Annotated in this window: 21 protein-coding genes; 14 read left to right on the top strand and 7 right to left on the bottom strand. The window is 72.8% G+C overall.

Annotated features, from left to right (window positions below):
- The first annotated feature begins 120 nt into the window (after window positions 1-120).
- From HF999_RS21430 to HF999_RS21415, 4 genes are all read left to right on the top strand, one after another.
- Window positions 121-810: an HAD family hydrolase gene (locus HF999_RS21430; RefSeq protein ID WP_168547810.1), complete on the top strand. Its 690-nt coding sequence runs from the start codon at window positions 121-123 to the stop codon at window positions 808-810.
- Window positions 811-885: 75 nt separating this feature from the next.
- Window positions 886-1194 (top strand): hypothetical protein, encoded by a 309-nt coding sequence (locus HF999_RS21425; protein WP_168547809.1) that lies wholly within the window; start codon window positions 886-888, stop codon window positions 1192-1194.
- A complete protein-coding gene (locus HF999_RS21420) occupies window positions 1187-2860 on the top strand; it encodes a hypothetical protein (RefSeq protein ID WP_168547808.1) in 1674 nt (557 codons plus the stop codon). The genes HF999_RS21425 and HF999_RS21420 overlap by 8 nt, the downstream gene beginning before the upstream one ends.
- A gap of 9 nt (window positions 2861-2869) precedes the next feature.
- Window positions 2870-3052, top strand: coding sequence for a hypothetical protein (locus HF999_RS21415; protein ID WP_168547807.1), 183 nt, complete (start codon window positions 2870-2872; stop codon window positions 3050-3052).
- Window positions 3053-3055: 3 nt separating this feature from the next.
- On the opposite strand, the gene HF999_RS21410 is transcribed toward HF999_RS21415, so the two are convergent.
- The gene (locus HF999_RS21410) at window positions 3056-3901 is read right to left on the bottom strand and encodes a dienelactone hydrolase family protein (RefSeq protein ID WP_376766508.1); all 846 of its coding nucleotides are present in this window, start codon (window positions 3899-3901) and stop codon (window positions 3056-3058) included.
- Window positions 3902-3938: 37 nt separating this feature from the next.
- Between HF999_RS21410 and HF999_RS21405 the strand changes: the two genes are divergently transcribed.
- The 4 genes from HF999_RS21405 to tsaE are packed head-to-tail and all read left to right on the top strand — an operon-like array spanning window position 3939 to window position 8013.
- A complete protein-coding gene (locus HF999_RS21405) occupies window positions 3939-5345 on the top strand; it encodes an NAD(P)H-hydrate dehydratase (RefSeq protein WP_168547805.1) in 1407 nt (468 codons plus the stop codon).
- Window positions 5346-5357: 12 nt separating this feature from the next.
- On the top strand, window positions 5358-6497 hold the full coding sequence (alr, locus tag HF999_RS21400) for an alanine racemase (protein WP_168547804.1): 1140 nt from the start codon (window positions 5358-5360) through the stop codon (window positions 6495-6497).
- Entirely contained in the window at window positions 6494-7573 is a 1080-nt protein-coding gene (locus HF999_RS21395) for an alpha/beta fold hydrolase (RefSeq protein WP_168547803.1), read from the top strand. The genes alr and HF999_RS21395 overlap by 4 nt, the downstream gene beginning before the upstream one ends.
- Window positions 7570-8013, top strand: a complete 444-nt coding sequence (gene tsaE / locus HF999_RS21390) for a tRNA (adenosine(37)-N6)-threonylcarbamoyltransferase complex ATPase subunit type 1 TsaE (protein WP_312854232.1) — start codon at window positions 7570-7572, stop codon at window positions 8011-8013. The genes HF999_RS21395 and tsaE overlap by 4 nt, the downstream gene beginning before the upstream one ends.
- 7 nt (window positions 8014-8020) lie before the next feature.
- Here tsaE and HF999_RS21385 read toward each other — a convergent pair whose 3' ends face one another.
- The 5 genes from HF999_RS21385 to HF999_RS21365 are packed head-to-tail and all read right to left on the bottom strand — an operon-like array spanning window position 8021 to window position 10558.
- Window positions 8021-8419 carry a type II toxin-antitoxin system VapC family toxin gene (locus tag HF999_RS21385; RefSeq protein WP_168547802.1) on the bottom strand — a complete coding sequence of 133 codons (399 nt, stop codon included), beginning with the start codon at window positions 8417-8419 and terminating at the stop codon, window positions 8021-8023.
- Window positions 8416-8670 carry a type II toxin-antitoxin system VapB family antitoxin gene (locus HF999_RS21380; protein ID WP_168547801.1) on the bottom strand — a complete coding sequence of 85 codons (255 nt, stop codon included), beginning with the start codon at window positions 8668-8670 and terminating at the stop codon, window positions 8416-8418. Before HF999_RS21380 ends, HF999_RS21385 begins: the two co-directional genes overlap by 4 nt.
- A 39-nt stretch (window positions 8671-8709) precedes the next feature.
- A complete protein-coding gene (locus HF999_RS21375) occupies window positions 8710-9342 on the bottom strand; it encodes a 4a-hydroxytetrahydrobiopterin dehydratase (protein WP_168547800.1) in 633 nt (210 codons plus the stop codon).
- Complete coding sequence (locus HF999_RS21370; RefSeq protein WP_168547799.1) at window positions 9339-10214, bottom strand: alpha/beta fold hydrolase; 876 nt, start codon at window positions 10212-10214, stop codon at window positions 9339-9341. The genes HF999_RS21375 and HF999_RS21370 overlap by 4 nt, the downstream gene beginning before the upstream one ends.
- Window positions 10211-10558 (bottom strand): DUF2834 domain-containing protein, encoded by a 348-nt coding sequence (locus HF999_RS21365; protein ID WP_168547798.1) that lies wholly within the window; start codon window positions 10556-10558, stop codon window positions 10211-10213. Before HF999_RS21365 ends, HF999_RS21370 begins: the two co-directional genes overlap by 4 nt.
- A 79-nt stretch (window positions 10559-10637) precedes the next feature.
- On the opposite strand from HF999_RS21365, the gene HF999_RS21360 reads away from it, so the two are divergent.
- The 4 genes from HF999_RS21360 to tsaD are packed head-to-tail and all read left to right on the top strand — an operon-like array spanning window position 10638 to window position 13394.
- The gene (locus HF999_RS21360; protein WP_168547797.1) at window positions 10638-11324 is read left to right on the top strand and encodes a TetR/AcrR family transcriptional regulator; all 687 of its coding nucleotides are present in this window, start codon (window positions 10638-10640) and stop codon (window positions 11322-11324) included.
- A 9-nt stretch (window positions 11325-11333) separates the two neighbouring features.
- Entirely contained in the window at window positions 11334-11909 is a 576-nt protein-coding gene (gene tsaB / locus HF999_RS21355; RefSeq protein ID WP_168547796.1) for a tRNA (adenosine(37)-N6)-threonylcarbamoyltransferase complex dimerization subunit type 1 TsaB, read from the top strand.
- Window positions 11902-12363 carry a ribosomal protein S18-alanine N-acetyltransferase gene (gene rimI / locus HF999_RS21350; protein ID WP_168547795.1) on the top strand — a complete coding sequence of 154 codons (462 nt, stop codon included), beginning with the start codon at window positions 11902-11904 and terminating at the stop codon, window positions 12361-12363. The genes tsaB and rimI overlap by 8 nt, the downstream gene beginning before the upstream one ends.
- Window positions 12360-13394: a tRNA (adenosine(37)-N6)-threonylcarbamoyltransferase complex transferase subunit TsaD gene (gene tsaD / locus HF999_RS21345; RefSeq protein ID WP_168547794.1), complete on the top strand. Its 1035-nt coding sequence runs from the start codon at window positions 12360-12362 to the stop codon at window positions 13392-13394. The genes rimI and tsaD overlap by 4 nt, the downstream gene beginning before the upstream one ends.
- On the opposite strand, the gene HF999_RS21340 is transcribed toward tsaD, so the two are convergent.
- A complete protein-coding gene (locus HF999_RS21340) occupies window positions 13391-13876 on the bottom strand; it encodes a MarR family winged helix-turn-helix transcriptional regulator (RefSeq protein WP_168547793.1) in 486 nt (161 codons plus the stop codon). The two genes, tsaD and HF999_RS21340, sit on opposite strands and share 4 nt — an antisense overlap.
- A 61-nt stretch (window positions 13877-13937) precedes the next feature.
- Between HF999_RS21340 and HF999_RS21335 the strand changes: the two genes are divergently transcribed.
- Both HF999_RS21335 and HF999_RS21330 read left to right on the top strand, forming a co-directional pair.
- Window positions 13938-15488: an MFS transporter gene (locus HF999_RS21335; RefSeq protein ID WP_168547792.1), complete on the top strand. Its 1551-nt coding sequence runs from the start codon at window positions 13938-13940 to the stop codon at window positions 15486-15488.
- A gap of 47 nt (window positions 15489-15535) precedes the next feature.
- The coding region (locus HF999_RS21330; protein WP_168547791.1) for a hypothetical protein at window positions 15536-15728 on the top strand (193 nt) is incomplete at its 3' end.

The following is a 15728-nucleotide window of genomic DNA, read 5'->3' as shown; positions in this document are numbered from 1 at the left end:
CCGAGGGCGGCGGTGTCATACAAGCCCTCGAAGGGCGACCGATAACGGCCGTCACCTCGATCCCCGTCAGGTTCCTCACACGAACACCCCGAAGGGGTCCGTAGAAAGCATGGTGCCCTAGTGACCGGTTATGAGGGTGTGCTGTTCGACTTCTCGGGAACCCTGTTCCGGCTGGAGCCGGACCCGCAGTGGTTCGCGGGCCTCGTCGCCGCCGACGGGCGCCCGCTCGACGACGCCGCGCAGCGCGAACTCCAGCACCGGATGACCGTCCCCGTCGGGCTCCCGGTGCCGATGGCGGGCGAGGCCCTGCGCACCTGGCACGCCCGCGACCTCTCGGCCGCCGACCACCGCGGCGCCTACCTGCATGTGCTCGAGCACTCGGGCGTCGCCGACGCGGGCGACCGCGAGCGCCTCTACGACGAGTTCTCCAACCCGCTGAACTGGACGATCTACCCCGACACCGCTGAAGTCCTGCGCGCGGTCCGGGACGCCGGGCTCGCGGTGGGCGTGCTGTCCAACATCGGCTACGACATCCGCCCGGCCTTCGCGCGCGCGGGCATCGCCGACCTCGTCGACGAGTTCGTCCTCTCCTTCGAGGCGGGGCACGCCAAGCCCGACCTCGAGGTCTTCCGCATCGCTGCGGCGGCGCTGGGGCTGGCGCCGGAGCGGGTCCTCATGGTCGGTGACAGCCACGAGGCCGACGGTGCCTCCCGCGCGATCGGGTGCGGCTTCGCGCAGGTGGACCCGCTGCCCGTGGATCTGCGTCCCTCCGGGTTGCGCGACGCCGTGCGGCGGGCCGGCGTGATCTGATGGTTCGCGCGGAACCGATCCGCCCGCTGGTGCGTCCAATGTATGACGGGGTTGTGCGGGCGATGGGGGATCGCGATGGGCACGAAGATCGATGCGGCGGCGGTGCGCGCCGCGGGCGGTGAGTACCACGCGGTGGGCGAGGCGCTCGGGACGGTCGCCGGCCGGATCCGCGGGTTCACCGCGGAGGCCGGGGATTTCGGGCGCGACTACCAGTCCGACGGGGCGGCCTACGCGGCCGCGCTCGAGACGGTCGCCGCGGTGACCACGGCCTGGCAGACGGGCGCCAAGGCCTGCGGGACGGGGCTCACCAACTCCGCGAGCGCCCACGTCCGCACGGACGACGGTGCCGCCACCGCGGTCACGGGGGCCGGCGCCGGTGGCTGAACAGACCGTCGATCAGATGCTCGACGCGGGCGCGGAGCCCCTCCAGTACTTCAAGCTGATGCTCGAGATCGCGCAGCGCATCTCCACGCGGCGTTGGCCGCACTGGATCCGCGACGTGTGCCGGACCTACGACCACGAACGCGGTATCGACCTCGCGGCGCTGCGCGGGGATGCGGTGATGCTCCGGGCGCAGGCCACCGCCGCCGCGCAGGCGATCACCGATCAGAACACCGCCAAGGACTCCGTGAACACGGCCTGGCCCGACAACGCGGGCAGGGCCGCGGTCACGACCCTCGGCGCGCAGAACACCCGCAGCGCGAGCGCGGCCGCGCTGATCGAGGCCACCGCCAAGGCCGCGGAGGCGGTCCCGGACGTCGTGGTCGCCGCGGTCGCGACCAAGATCAAGGCGCTCACCGAGTTCTCGGTGTCCACCGTCGACGCGGCCGCGCTCACCCGGGGAGTGCTCGGCCTCGAGATCCTGCCCGGCGGCACGAACCATCTGGACAGGGCCGCCGTCGCCGCCTTCGAGGAGCAGCTGCAGGCTGACCTGACCAGGTTCTTCGCGATCAACGACGCGGCCGGCACGGCCATCCGGTCGGCGTACGGCGCGGTCCCCGCGGCGGCGCAGGGGGCCGACTTCTCGGCCTTCCCCGCGCCGGTCTTCACCGCAATCTCCGCGACCTCCACCCCGACGCCGGCCGCGCCCACCACGGCGAGTCCCGTCGCGAGTCCCGTCGCGAGTCCCGTGGCGGGTGGCGGTGGCGGAGGCGCCCCGTCGAGCTCGAGCCCGACCACCACGTCGCCGAGTGTCGCCTCGCCGTCCTCGGCGGCTCCGTCGACGGCCGGCCCGTCGACGACGACGCCCGCGACCGCGACGCCGACTGCGGCGACGCCGACGAGCGCGAGCCCGACGGCGGCACCCACGAGCGCGAGCCCGTCGTCCGGCAGCCCGTCGAGCCCGACGGCGAGCGGCGCGGGCAACCCGTCCGCCACCCCGTCGGCGACCGACACGGGCGTGCCCGCCTGGCTGTCGAAGCTCCTGCCCGCGCTGACCGAGAAGCTGGGCCTGGACAAGGCCGACGGTACGACGAACGACAAGACCGGCGGCAAGGGGCAGGGCGAGGACAGGACCGGCTCGGGCGCCGAGGGGAAGGGCGGCGCGAAGGTGATCGGCACGGATGCGCTGGGCCGCACCGTGACCGCCACCCTGAGCCCGGACGGGAAGACCGTGGAGGTCACCGCCAAGCGCCCGGACGGTACCGAGCAGCGGATCACGCTCACGATCGGGGCGGACGGCACGCTGACGCCGGTCGGGGATGCGCCCGCGGAGCGGGGCGGCGCGGACGCGCCGGGTGTCGACAAGCCGGTCGCGGCCGAGAAGCCCTCTGCGACACCGACACCGAGTTCACCGACGAGTCCCGCTACGACCCCGGCCGCCCCGCCGACCGGCGCACCCTCGAGCCCGAACGCCGCTCCGGGCGCCGGCACGGGGGACGGCGCCGGCACGGGGGCGACCGCGTCGCCGACACCCGCTCCCGCTCCCGCCCCGGTGAATCCGAAGGTCACCGAGCAGCCGGAACCGGCGCAGTCCGGCGCCACCGAAGATCCCTGCCCGCCGGGCGAACAGCAGGGCAGCGGAGCCGAGTTCGCCGTCACCGTGCCCTAGGAGGATCTCGTGCACACACCCGCGTGGAACACCGAGGACCATGCCCGCGCGCAGCGGATCGCGGCGCGCGAGGCGGTGCTGGCCGACCTGATGCGGGCGGCGGGCGTCACGCCGGAACCCGCGGCGATCACCGAACCGATCGAGGTGGTCGGCCGCCCGGCCGGGCCGAGGTCGTGGCTGCGCGGCGGCTGATCGTCAGACCAGGCTGCGCAGGCGCTGCAGCGCGCTCGGCTCCGCGGGCTCCGCATCGGGGTCCCAGACGAACGAGGTGTCGCCCAGGTCCGCGCCGGGCTCGGCGAAGTCCTTGAACTCCTTGACCTCGGCGAGGCCGCCGAGCAGGAAACCCGTGAGCAGGGCGCGGACGATCCGCTGCGTCGTCTTGTCGGATCCGCCTGCGCCGAGCGCCCCGCGCAGCGAGATGCCCTCGGCGAGGCCGCCGGCCTGCGCATCGGGAACGATGCGCAGCTCCGTCGGGCCCGCGTAGCGCAGGGACAGCACGCCGGCGTTGGAGCTCATCGAATGCTCATCGCCGGCGGCGGCCAGGATCAGTGCGTTCGCGCTCGTGCCGACCGCGGCCTTCTCCGCCTGCGGCGAGGTCGGGGACGGGAACAGGGCGGCCACCGATTCGATGCGGCTGTCCGCGGCGGCGGCGATCAGCGCGGCGCCGACCCCCCAGCCGTCGCCCACGACACCCCGCTTGGTGCGGTTCACCGTGATGTCGCCGGTGCCCAGGCGGACCTCGGTGATCACGTCGAGCGCGGTGCCCAGGTCCAGTGCGAGCCGACCGTCGGCGGCGAGCACCCCGCGTTCGGTGTCCGGGGCCGCGACCACGATGCCCCAGGAGGCCAGGTGCTCGAGCGTCTTGCGGTACCGCTTCGCGGGCGTCACCCAGTCGTGCGCGAACGCCACCGCCGGGAGGTTCGAGCCGCTCTCGGGCGTGTAGATCAGGCCGGGCAGGCCCGCCACGCCGAGGTCGCCCTTGAGCACGCGGTGGGGGCCGCGGCGCCGCAACTGCTTCACCAGCTTGTTCGGATCCGTCACGGCCCTCACGTTAGTCGATCTGCCGTACCGTGGCGGCGTGCGGCACTATCACCTCCCCGACGCGGTCCGGGACGCCGAGGCGCCCCTCCTCGACTCGCTGCCCGACGGTGCGCTGATGCGGCGCGCCGCGCACGGCCTGGCCCGGGTCTGCGCGTCCGAGCTCGCGGCCCGGACCGGCGGGGTCACGGGCCGCCGGGTGACCCTGCTCGTCGGCTCCGGCGACAACGGTGGCGACGCCCTGTTCGCGGGCGCGGACCTGCGCCGACGGGGCGTCGCGGTGGAGGCCGTCCTGCTCGCACCGGACCGCGCGCATCCCGCCGGGCTGGCCGCGCTCCGGCGCGCCGGTGGTCGCGTCACGGCGACGCCCGACCGCCCGGACCTGGTGGTCGACGGCATCGTCGGGATCAGCGGCCGGGGTGCGCTCCGGCCGGACGCCGCCCGGATCGTCGACATGATCGACGCGCCGATCGTCGCGGCGGACACGCCGTCCGGCGTGGACATGCGCACGGGGGTCGTCCACGGCCCGGCCGTCGCGGCGGCGGTCACCGTCGCCTTCGGTGCGCTCAAGCCCGTGCACGCGCTGGCGCCGGCGCAGTGCGGTCGGGTCGAGCTGATCGACATCGGCCTGCGCCTCGGCCCGGGTGACCTGCGGTCCCTCGAGGACGCCGATGTCGCCGCGCTCTGGCCCGTGCCGGGGGCCGCCGACGACAAGTACAGCCTCGGCGTGCTCGGCGTCGTCGCCGGGGGCGCGGATTACCCGGGCGCCGCGGTGCTCGCGACGGGCTCGGCGATCCGCGCCACGTCCGGCATGGTCCGGTACGCGGGCACCGCCCGGGATGCGGTCCTGGCCGCCTGGCCCGAGGCGGTCGCGAGCGACGACCCCGCCGCCGCCGGGCGGGTGCAGGCCTGGGCGGTCGGTCCCGGGATGGGCGTCGACGATGCCGCGGCGGACCGTCTGGCCCGGGTCCTGGACCAGGACCTCCCGACGGTGATCGACGCCGACGGCCTGACCCTGCTCGCGGAGCACCCGGGGCTGCTCGCGGGGCGGACCGCGCCGACGGTGCTCACCCCGCACGCGGGGGAGTTCGCCCGGCTCGCCGGCCCGGTGGGCAACGACCGGGTCGCGGCGGCGCGCGAGGCGGCCCGGGACTTCGACGCGACGGTGCTGCTCAAGGGCCACGTCACCGTCGTCGCCGGCCCCGACGGCCGGACGGTCGTCGATACCGCGGGGTCGTCCTGGGCCGCGACGCCCGGCTCCGGTGACGTGCTCACGGGGATCATCGGCAAGCTGCTCGCGTCCGGCCTCGGCCCGCTCGATGCGGCCGCCTGCGCCGCGCGGGTGCACGGCCTGGCCGCCGCCCGCGCCGCCGACGGGGCCCCCACCCACGCGGCCGCCATCAGCGCCGCCCTGCCGGACGTACTGCGCGATCTTCTGCGCGACTAGGCTGACAGCGCCATGAATACACGGATCCCGGCGTCCGGGCTGGACGGACTCACCGCACAGATCGACCTGAGCGCGCTCGCGCACAACACGCGGATCGTCGCCGAGCACGCGACGGGCGCCGCGGTGATGGCAGTGCTCAAGGCCGATGCCTACGGCCACGGAGCGCTCCCCGTCGCGCGGGCCGCGCTGGCGGGCGGCGCCACGGAGCTGGGCGTGACCACCATCGACGAGGCGGTGGCGCTGCGCGAGGACGGTGTCTCGGTGCCGCTGCTCAGCTGGCTCAGCACGAGCGGCTACGAGCGGGCGATCGACGCCGACGTGCGGCTGGGGGTGAGCTCGCCGCGGCAGCTGGCGCGGGTCGTCGAGGCGGCGCGGGCGGTGGGCCGCCCGGCCGTGGTGCACGTCAAGGTCGATACGGGCCTGAGCCGCAACGGCGTCGCCCCGGCCGAGTGGGCGGCGACCCGGGACGCGCTCATCGAGGCGGAGCGCGCGGGGCTCGTCCGGCTGCAGGGCGTGTTCACGCATCTCGCGCACGGCGACGAACCCGACCACCCCTTCCTGGACGTGCAGCGCGACGTGCTGGCGGCCAGCGTCGCCGATGCCCGCACGCACGGCCTGACGCCCACGCAGGTGCACGCCGCGAACTCGGCGGCCGCCCTCACCCGCCCCGACCTCCACTTCGACCTGGTCCGCCCCGGCATCGCCCTGTACGGCGGGATCCCGGTGCCCGGCAGGGACTTCGGTCTGCGGCCGGTGATGACCTTCGCGGCCCCGGTGATCCTGATCAAGCGGATCCGCAAGGGCGACGGGGTCAGTTACGGCCACAGCTGGATCGCGCCGCGAGACACCGTGGTCGGGTTGATTCCGGCGGGTTACGCGGACGGCGTGTGGCGCCCGCTGAGCGGCCGGATCGAGGTGGCCATCGGTGGCCGCCGGTTCCCGCAGGTGGGCCGGGTCTGTATGGACCAGTGCGTGATCGACCTGGGGCCGGGCGGCGGCGGAGTCGCGGAGGGCGACACCGCGGTCCTGTTCGGCGATGCGCCGGGCGCCGACCGCGCCGCCGATTGGGCGGAGAAGCTGGGCACCATCGACTACGAGGTCCTCACCGGCGTGCGTGGGCGCGCCGTCCGGACGTACACGGGGGAGCTGTGAACGACGACGACCGCGGTCAGGTGCACATCCCGGAGCGCGTCCACCTGCCCGGGCCCGCACTGCTCGCGGGCCTGAGTACGGGCGTGGCCGTGGCCGCCCTCACGGGGATCGCGGCCGCCGCCCGGGCGCTCGGCGTGCGCGGTGGCGGCGAGGATCCCGTCGCGCCGGAGGATCTGGAGTTCCGGTCGGATCGGGAGTCGATCGTCATGAGCTCCGACGGTGTGCCGCTGCACGTTCGGGAGGTCGGCCCGCGGACCGCGCCGATGACCGTGCTCTTCGTGCACGGCTTCACCCTGCGGACCGGGTCGTGGGTGCTGGTGCGCAACGCGCTTCAGGCACGGTGGGGCGACGACGTCCGGATGGTCTTCCCCGATTGTCGCGGCCACGGCGACTCCGGCTCCTGCACGCCCGAGCAGAGCACCGTCGGGCTGCTCGGCGACGACATCGCCACCGTCATCAGGACTCTGGTCCCGGAGGGCCCGATCGTGCTCGCCGGACACTCCATGGGCGGCATGGCGATCTGCGCGCTGGCCGCCGGACATCCCGAGTTGATCGGGTCGCGGGTGGTGGGCGCGTCCCTGTTGGGCACCGCGTCGCACGCGCTCACCGACGTGGGCCTGGCTGCGGCACTGCGCAATCCCGTTCTGGACGTGGTGCGCGTCGCGATCCGCTTCCTGCCCACGGTGGTCGGCCGGGGGCGCGAGGTGATCAAGCCCTTCGCGACCCCCTTCGTCACGGCGGGGGCCTACGCCCCGGGCGACCGGAGCGCGACGATGACGGACTTCTCGTCGACGATGAGCCTGTCCGCGCCGCTCGGCACGTACGCGGGATTCATGCCGGCGCTGGAGGAGTACGACGAGCGCGGCGCCGTGCCCGTGCTGCGCCGGATCGCGACCTCCGTGGTGTGCGGCGATCATGACTGGATGACGCCGCTGCGCAAATCGAAGGCGCTCGCCGAGGAACTGGACTGCGAGCTCGTCGTGCTCGCCGATACCGGGCACATGCTGATCCTCGAGTCCGCCCCGCGGGTCGCGCGTTCGATCGCGGAACTGGTGGCGCGGGTGCGTGAATCGTGAGTGCCGCCGAGCGTGTTCTGCCGGAGGTCGAGGACACCGAGGCGCTCGGCAGGGAGCTGGCGGGGGAGCTCGCCGCCGGTGACCTCGTCATCCTCGACGGTCCGCTCGGGGCCGGCAAGACGGCGTTGACCCGCGGGATCGCCGCCGGTCTCGGCGTCCTCGGCCGCGTCTCCTCGCCCACGTTCATCATCGCCCGCGAGCATCGTCCCGGAGGGTCCGGGGGTCCCGGCTTGATCCATGTGGACGCGTACCGCCTGGGCGGACTCGACGAGCTGGACGCCCTCGACCTCGACACCGACCTCGAGGACTGCGTCGTCGTGGTCGAGTGGGGCGAGGGGGTGGCGGAGCGCCTCGCGGACCGGCACCTCATGGTGCGGCTGCGCCGGGCGGAGGGCACCGATGTCCGCACCGCGACCTGGGAATGGGTCGACGGGGACTGAGCGGCCACTATCCCTCAGGCATCGCCGATGCGATACCGGTGTGGCCGAAGTCGTCTCCCTTCCAGAGCAGGGGCTCACCGGTGTCGATCGCGAGGGCGTAGGCGAAGCAATCGCCGAGGTTCAGCCTGGCCGGGTGTCCGCTGCCCTTGCCGAAGTCCCGGTACGCCTGCCGCGCGATCATTGCCTGCCTGTGCGTGAACGCCATGACCTCGATCGACGATCGGTCGAGGAGATCATCGAGTTTGCGCGTAACGACGGGGTCGCCCGCGCGGTCTGCGACGATGCTGGTCTCCAGCAGCGTCGCAGCGGAGATGCGGCCGGGGTTCCGTGCGAGCGCGAGGGCGAACTCCGGCGCCTCCGGCTCGTCGAGTGCGATCGAGATCAGTGCGGATGTGTCAACGATCATCGGGGAAGACCTGTTTCCTCGTCGTACAACTCTGCAGCGTGGTCGCGCATGCGCGCGCTCTGTTCGGGTGTGAGGCGCCTCGCGATGTCCCGTCCGATGGCCAGTATTCGGGCAGCCTTGTCCTCGGCGAGGAGCTCTCGAAGCCGCTGCTCCACGGCAGACTCCACCGCCGCCGCCTGGGACTGGCCGGTGATCGCGGTGATCTGCTTCACCATGTCGTGGACCCGCGGGTCCTTGATGTTCAGTGCCATTGGTACCTCCGATGGAGTTCTTGGTACCAGGGTACTTCGTCAGGGGCGCCCCGCCACAGTGCAGATGCAGGCGTGGTTGCCCTGGGTGTCGGCGAGCACCCAGAACGACGGTGCGCGCTCGTCGGACACCAGCCGGCCACCCGCCGCGAGCGCGGCGGCGATGCGGTCGCCGGCCGCGCGCGGGTCCACCCACACGTCGAGGTGGAAGCGCTGGCGCGGCGTCTCGTGCGGCTCGGTGTGCTGGAACCACAGGATCGCATCCGCGCCATGGGCGCGGATCTCGAGATCGCCCTGATCGTCGTGGATCTCGGCGCCCAGGATCGCCGACCAGAACGGTGCGATCTCGGCGGCGTCCGGCGTGTCCAGGCCGAGCTCGAGCACCGACGGTTCACCGGGGCTCGCGCTGATCGAGCGATCGCGGGCGATCTCCGAGAAACGTGCGGCGAGTCGGTGGTCGCGATCGGTGACGCCGCCGACGTCGTGGCTGTACAGCAGTACGTCGACGGTGCCGTATCGCAGGGTGAGGTCCGGGTGGTGATCGGCGGCCTCGGCCTCGGCGGCGAAGGCCGTCACCAGTTCCAGACCGGCCGCGAAGTCGCGCGTGCGGAACCGGGCGTGCAGGCCGCGGATGAGCGGCGCCCAGTCGGGGAGGGGATCGGTGTTCTCGCTCATGTCTCCATGGTGCTCCCCGGGACCGACGCGATGTCGGTGATCGCCTGAGCGACCGCCTGCGGTTCGTCGAGCGCGACGAAGGTGCGGGCACCGTCGACCTCCACGAACCGGACGCCGCCCGGCCGATCGTCGCCGAAGGCCGCGGCGAGGCGCCGCCCGAGCGCGGGCGTGAAGCAGCGGTCCGCGGTGCCCCACACGAGGGTGACGGGGCCGCGGAAGTCGGCCATCGTCGGGGTGATCCGGGCCAGCTCGGACGGGTCGATGGCCCGCAGGAAGGCGGTGAGATCGGCCCGGATGGCGGGATCGGTGCGGGCGGGCTCGGCCCAGGAGGCGGTCAGGTCCGCATCGGGCCGGCGCAGCAGGAGGCCGAACCCGAGCGGGGAATGCCGCAGCGCCCGCAGTCGCATCGCCCCGAGCAGGGGGCCGGTCAGAGTAGCGCGGGCGAGGAGCGCGAAGACCGCGGCGAAGGGCTGCGGAGGGAAGGTGCTGAAGGCATCGCAGTTGGTCAGCACCAGCCGGCCCACGAGCTCGGGGCGTTCGTGTAGCAGGTACTGGCAGATCGCGCCGCCGGAGTCGTTGCCCACCAGCGTGCAGCCCTCGAGGCCCTGGTCCGCGATGAACTCGGCCACCAGCCGCGCCGCCCCGTGCGGCCCGCGATGTGCCGCCCCGCCCCAGGGGATCCGGTGCGAGCCCAGCGGCCAGGTGACGGTGATGCACTGGTGCCCCGCGGTGCCGAGCGCCTCCGCGACGCGGCCCCACAGCCGCATGTCGACGAGCACGCCGTGCACGAACAGGACGGGCGGGTACTCGGACGATTCGGGCCCGTACTCGCGGCACTCGACGGTGCCGGACGGAAGTTTCTTCGTGGTCATGCGGGGACTCCTGTCGGTGCGGACGGCGCGGGCGCGGTCTCGTCCCGGGAGGCGCGCAGGTACAGGTACAGGGGCAGTGCCAGGGACAGCCCGACGAGGCAGGTCGCCGGGAGCACGAGCCACCACCGGCGGATTCCGGCCCGGGTCGCGTCGGCGTACGACCAGACGAGGAAGACGACGATCGAGACCAGCACGTCGACGGTGAAACCGGCGGCGGCGCCGTTGGGAAACAGGCTGCGCGCGAAGAGGGGAATGTCGAAGCCCTCGGCGGCGAAGAAGCCGCCGAAGAGGATCCACGGCACCACGGTGCCGATCGCCATCATGACCAGGTAGAACTGCCGCATGGCACACCCTTCGGGTCGTCGGAGGCTAAGGTCGGAGCGCAGTTACGAACACTCGGTATGAAAGTTACGTGCAACCTGTATGGAAGTCAATGACGAGGTCCGGGGCGGCCGCCGGACTCAGGCGGAGCGCACCGCCGCGACGCGCGCCGCGCTGATCTCCGCGGCGCGCGAGCTGTTCGCCGCGCACGGCTATGCGGAGATCGGCACGCAGGCGATCGTCGAGGCTGCGGGAGTCACCCGGGGTGCCCTCTACCACCAGTTCGGCGACAAGCGCGGTCTCTTCGAGGCGGTCTTCGACGCGGTCGAGGAGGAGACCATCAGCGGTGCCGCACGGGCGGTACTCGAGGCCGGAGAACTGGACCCGGTCGATGCCATGCTCCTCGCCGTCGACACCTTCATGGCGGCGATCGCCGAGCCCGGCGTCACCCGCATCACGATGATCGACGCCCCCGCGGTCCTCGGCTGGGAGGGCTGGCGCGCCCGCGGCGAGAAGTACGGGCTCGCGGTGATCGAGGGGCTCATCACGCAGGCGGTCGAGAAGGGCTGGATGGCGCCGCAGCCGGTGCGCCCCGTCGCCCACGTGATCCTCGGCATGCTCGACGAATCCGCGCTGTACATCACCCGCGCCGACGACCCCGACTCGGCGCTGGCCGATATCCGTGCCGTGATCGCGCAGTTCATCCGCTCGCTCATGCTGCCCGCGGTGCGCGGCGGAGCGCCCGGTGCCCCGCCCGCTGATTCGAGTCCGCCGCCGCCGAGGCGGTAACCTGCAGGTATGTACGTGCTCGCCCTGGACACCGCCACGCCGGCGCTCACGGTGGGCATCGTCGACACCGATTCCGGCGTCGTCCTCGCCCGCCGTGATCGCGTTCACGCCCGCGGTCACGCCGAGGTCCTCGTGCCGTACCTGCTCGAATGCCTGGCGGAGGCGGGACTGCGCCGCCAGGACCTGGGCGCGGTGGTCGTGGGCTGCGGGCCCGGCCCGTTCACCGGCCTGCGCGTGGGCATGGCCACCGGCGCCGCATTCGGCGACGCCCTCGGCATCCCGGTGCACGGGGTGTGCAGTCTCGATGCGATCGCGCACGGCGAGGAGGGCGACGTGGTCGTCGTGACCGATGCCCGCCGCAAAGAGGTCTACTGGGCCCGCTACGCCGACGGTGCCCGTGTCGAGGGACCGGGGGTCGTCAAGCCCGCCGAACTGAACACCGACGGTGCCCGGGTCGTCGAGGGATCGCCCGACCCGGCGCGGCTCGTCGCGGTCGCGGAGCCCCTGTTCGGCACCGTGCCGCGGGCCCTGGTGCCGCTGTACCTGCGCCGCCCCGACGCCGTCGAGACGGCAGCGCGTGGCTGATATCGCGATCGGGCCGCTGCGCCCCGACGAGGCCGAGCGCTGCGCCGAACTGGAGACGGTCCTGTTCGACGGCGACAGCCCTTGGCCCGCTTCGGCGTTCGTGCCCGAGCGGCACACCCGGTTCTTCGCCGCGCGGGACGAGGGGATTCTGGTCGGCTATGCCGGAATCGGGCTGCTGGGCAACAGCTTCTTCCCGGAGTCGGAGGTGTTGACCATCGGCGTCGACCCGGCGTATCAGGGTCGCAGGGTGGGCTACGCGCTGCTGCGCACCCTGCTCGACGAGGCCGAAGGGCACGGTGGCGCCGTCTTCCTGGAGGTCCGCACCGACAACGATCCGGCCCGGACCCTGTACGAGCGCAACGGATTCGTCACCGTCGGGCTGCGGAAGAACTACTACCGTCCCTCCGGGGCGGATGCGTACACGATGAAGCGGGAAGCGCAGGAACAGCGATGATCGTCATGGGCATCGAGAGCTCGTGCGACGAGACGGGCGTGGGTGTCGTCGACTGGGATCCGGAGTCGAAGACGGCGCGACTGCTCGCCGACGAGGTCGCATCCTCGCAGGAGGAGCACGCCCGGTACGGCGGAGTGGTGCCCGAGGTCGCCTCGCGCGCCCACCTCGAGGCGATCGTCCCGACGATGCACCGCGCGCTGGCCGCCGCGGACGTCGATCGCCCGGACGCCCTCGCCGTCACCATCGGTCCGGGCCTCGCGGGCGCGCTGCTCGTGGGCGTCGCCGCCGCGAAAGCCTATGCGGCGGCGTGGGACGTGCCCTTCTACGGCCTCAACCATCTCGGCGGACACGTGGCAGTCGACACCCTCGAACACGGTCCGATGCCGCCGTGTGTGGCGCTGCTCGTGTCGGGCGGCCACACCCACCTCCTGCACGTGACCGACCTGGGCGCCCCGATCGCCGAGCTGGGGACCACCGTCGACGACGCTGCGGGGGAGGCCTTCGACAAGGTCGCGCGGCTGTTGGGGCTGGGCTACCCGGGTGGGCCCGTCATCGACGAGCTTGCGCGACAGGGCGATCCGAACGCCATTCGCTTCCCGCGCGCCATGACCCGGCAGCAGGACGCACGGTACGACTTCTCCTTCAGTGGACTCAAGACGGCCGTCGCGCGGCACGTCGAGGCGGAGAACGCCGCGGGGCGGGCACTGAACGTGCCGGACATCGCCGCGTCCTTCCAGGAGGCGGTCGCGGACGTGTTGACCTTCAAGGCGATCCGCGCGGTGCAGGACACCGGCGTGGACACGATGGTGCTGGGCGGAGGGGCCACCGCGAACTCCCGCATCCGATCGCTGGCTCAGGCGCGGTGCGACGCGGCGGGGATCGAGCTGCGCGTCCCGAAACCGCGACTGTGCACCGACAACGGCGTGATGATCGCGACCCTCGGCGCACATGTCATCGACGCGGACCCGACGCCCACCGACCTCGGCGCCGCGACCGATCCGGGACTGTCGGTGACCAGGACGAAACTCTAGCGGCCGGCCGTGCCCGCCGACCCGGCCTCGTCGCCGCACAGGTACTCGCGCATCTCGCACTCGGCCGATTCGGCGCGCAGCACGGCGCGCTGGGTGGGCCGCGCCGCGTCGTAGCGCTCGCGGCCGCGCTCGGTGATCGTGGTGAACACGGACCGGCGGTCGCTCTCGCACATGCTGCGTACGGCAAGTCCGTCCTTCTCCAGGCGCGCGACCAGCCGGGACAGCGCCGACTGCGACAGGTGCACGTGCTCGGCGAGATCCGACATGCGGACCTTGTCGTTGTCGGCTGCGCGGGCGCGGACCAGCTGCTCGAGGACCTCGAACTCCGACGAGGTCAGCTCGTGCGCGGCCAGCGCGCGGTCCAGCGCGCAGGTCATCCGCGAGTAGTCGCGCATGAGGCGGTGCCACTGCTCCGCCAGCGCGTCGTCCTCCGGGGTGCAGGTCTTCGCGGGGACGGTCGCGACGTCGCCTTTGACGCTCATGTCCGCAGTCTACACCGGACGCCCGCAAAATATTCCTCGGAAATATATGTAGACACAATCAATGCATACGCATAGAGTTCCGGACGTGACCACGACACACGAACCCCCGACAACACCGTCGAACCCGGAACCCGTCCCCGTGCACCACGTCACCACCGCCGGCGGCTGGGCCTCGAAGACCTGGCTCCTGCTGCTCGTGCTCTGCGGGGCACTGTTCCTCGACTCCCTCGACATCTCGATGGTCGGCGTGGCACTGCCGTCCATCAAGGCCGCGCTCGGCATGGACCCGTCCTCGCTGCAGTGGATCGTCTCCGGCTACGTGCTCGGCTACGGCGGCCTGTTGCTCCTCGGCGGGCGCGCCGCGGACCTCATCGGCCGCCGGCCCGTCTTCCTGGGCGCGGTCGCGGTATTCGGCATCGCCTCCGTGGCAACGGCTTTCATCGACCTTCCCGCGGCGCTCATCGCGCTGCGCTTCATCAAGGGCGTCGCCGCGGCGTTCACCGTTCCCGCCGGCCTATCGATCATCACCACGACCTTCGCCGAGGGGCCCGCGCGCAACAAGGCCTTCTCGATCTACACCGTCTGCGGCGCCTCGGGATTCTCGCTGGGGCTGGTGTTCGGCGGCCTGCTCACCGAGGTCTCCTACCGCCTGACCCTGCTCTTCCCCGGCCCGATCGCCCTCGCGCTGCTCGTCCTGGGCTGGAAGGTCATTCCGCACACGGCACCGTCGGAGACCTTCTCCCTCAAGCGGTTCGACGTGGCGGGCGCCCTCACCTCGACGGGCGCGCTGCTCATCCTGGTGTACACGGTGGTGCAGGCGCCGCACCTGGGCTGGGCCTCGCCGACGGTGCTCGTCCTGTTCGCGGTGTCCGCGCTGCTCGCGGTCGCCTTCGTCGTGACCGAGGTCAAGCACCCCCATCCGCTGGTCCGGCTCGCGATCCTCAGGTCCGTCCGACTCGTGCACGCGAACCTCGCCGGGTTCGTCATGTTCGGCGGCTACGCGGCCTTCCAGTTCCTGGTCACGCTGTACGTCCAGGACTCGCTGGGCTGGAGCCCCGTCGCGATGTCGTTGGCCTTCCTCCCCGCGGGCCTGCTCGTCGTCGCGTCGGCCACCAAGATCGACGCCGTGCTCGACCGCGTGAACAGCACCGTCCTCGTCGCCGTCGGTCTGACCGCCTTCCTCGGGGCGTACGTCTGGTTCCTCCGCGCCGAGCCCGGCAACAGCTACTGGGTGTTCCTGTTCCCGACGATCCTGCTGCTCGGGCTCGGCTTCGCCCTCACCTTCCCGGCGGTGAACTCGCAGGCCACCGAGGGCGTTGACGACGACGAGCAGGGCCTCGCCTCCGGCCTGCTCAACACCTTCATCCAGGTGGGCGGCGCGGTCATGATGGCCGTCGTCACCGCGATCACCACCAGCGCCGGATCCGAGGCGCTGCCCGGCCACCTGCTGCCGGGCATGACCACTGCGATCGCCGTCGTCGTCGGGCTCACCCTCGTCGGCCTCGCCGGTACGGTGTCGGTCCTGGCGCTGGCCCGCCCGGGCCGGTCCGACGGTGCGCCGGTCCCCGGCCCCGAGGCCCCGGCCGAGGTGGGAAGTACCGCCCGGGACTGAGTAGTCCTACGCTGCCGCGTCGAGTCCCGGCGCGGCAGCGTAGGGGTATGCCTCAGATCATCGCGCAGACCGATCCCCGGATCGACCGGCTCGCCACCGAACTCGACATCACCGTCAAGCGGCTGCAGTGGATGCAGGGCCAGCTCGGCGCGCTGCAGCGGCCGGCCGCCGGGCCCGTGCTCATCTCCCAGGCGTACCGACTCGCCGCCCCGCCGCCCGCGCCGCGCGGCGCCGCCCGGC

Source organism: Tsukamurella spumae (genome assembly GCF_012396015.1).
GTDB classification, from domain to species: Bacteria; Actinomycetota; Actinomycetes; order Mycobacteriales; family Mycobacteriaceae; genus Tsukamurella; species Tsukamurella spumae.
The sequence above is the reverse complement of the archived record's forward strand: the minus strand, read 5'-3'. Positions and strand labels throughout refer to the sequence as shown.

Coding starts and splice junctions, on each gene's coding strand:
- tsaD (WP_168547794.1), top strand. CDS start 12,360: ATGATCGTCATGGGCATCGAGAGCTCGTGCGACGAGACGGGCGTGGGT.
- HF999_RS21375 (WP_168547800.1), bottom strand. CDS start 9,342: ATGAGCGAGAACACCGATCCCCTCCCCGACTGGGCGCCGCTCATCCGC.
- HF999_RS21335 (WP_168547792.1), top strand. CDS start 13,938: ATGCATACGCATAGAGTTCCGGACGTGACCACGACACACGAACCCCCG.
- HF999_RS21370 (WP_168547799.1), bottom strand. CDS start 10,214: ATGACCACGAAGAAACTTCCGTCCGGCACCGTCGAGTGCCGCGAGTAC.
- HF999_RS21340 (WP_168547793.1), bottom strand. CDS start 13,876: ATGAGCGTCAAAGGCGACGTCGCGACCGTCCCCGCGAAGACCTGCACC.
- HF999_RS21425 (WP_168547809.1), top strand. CDS start 886: ATGGGCACGAAGATCGATGCGGCGGCGGTGCGCGCCGCGGGCGGTGAG.
- HF999_RS21385 (WP_168547802.1), bottom strand. CDS start 8,419: ATGATCGTTGACACATCCGCACTGATCTCGATCGCACTCGACGAGCCG.
- alr (WP_168547804.1), top strand. CDS start 5,358: ATGAATACACGGATCCCGGCGTCCGGGCTGGACGGACTCACCGCACAG.
- tsaB (WP_168547796.1), top strand. CDS start 11,334: ATGTACGTGCTCGCCCTGGACACCGCCACGCCGGCGCTCACGGTGGGC.
- HF999_RS21380 (WP_168547801.1), bottom strand. CDS start 8,670: ATGGCACTGAACATCAAGGACCCGCGGGTCCACGACATGGTGAAGCAG.
- HF999_RS21365 (WP_168547798.1), bottom strand. CDS start 10,558: ATGCGGCAGTTCTACCTGGTCATGATGGCGATCGGCACCGTGGTGCCG.
- HF999_RS21360 (WP_168547797.1), top strand. CDS start 10,638: ATGGAAGTCAATGACGAGGTCCGGGGCGGCCGCCGGACTCAGGCGGAG.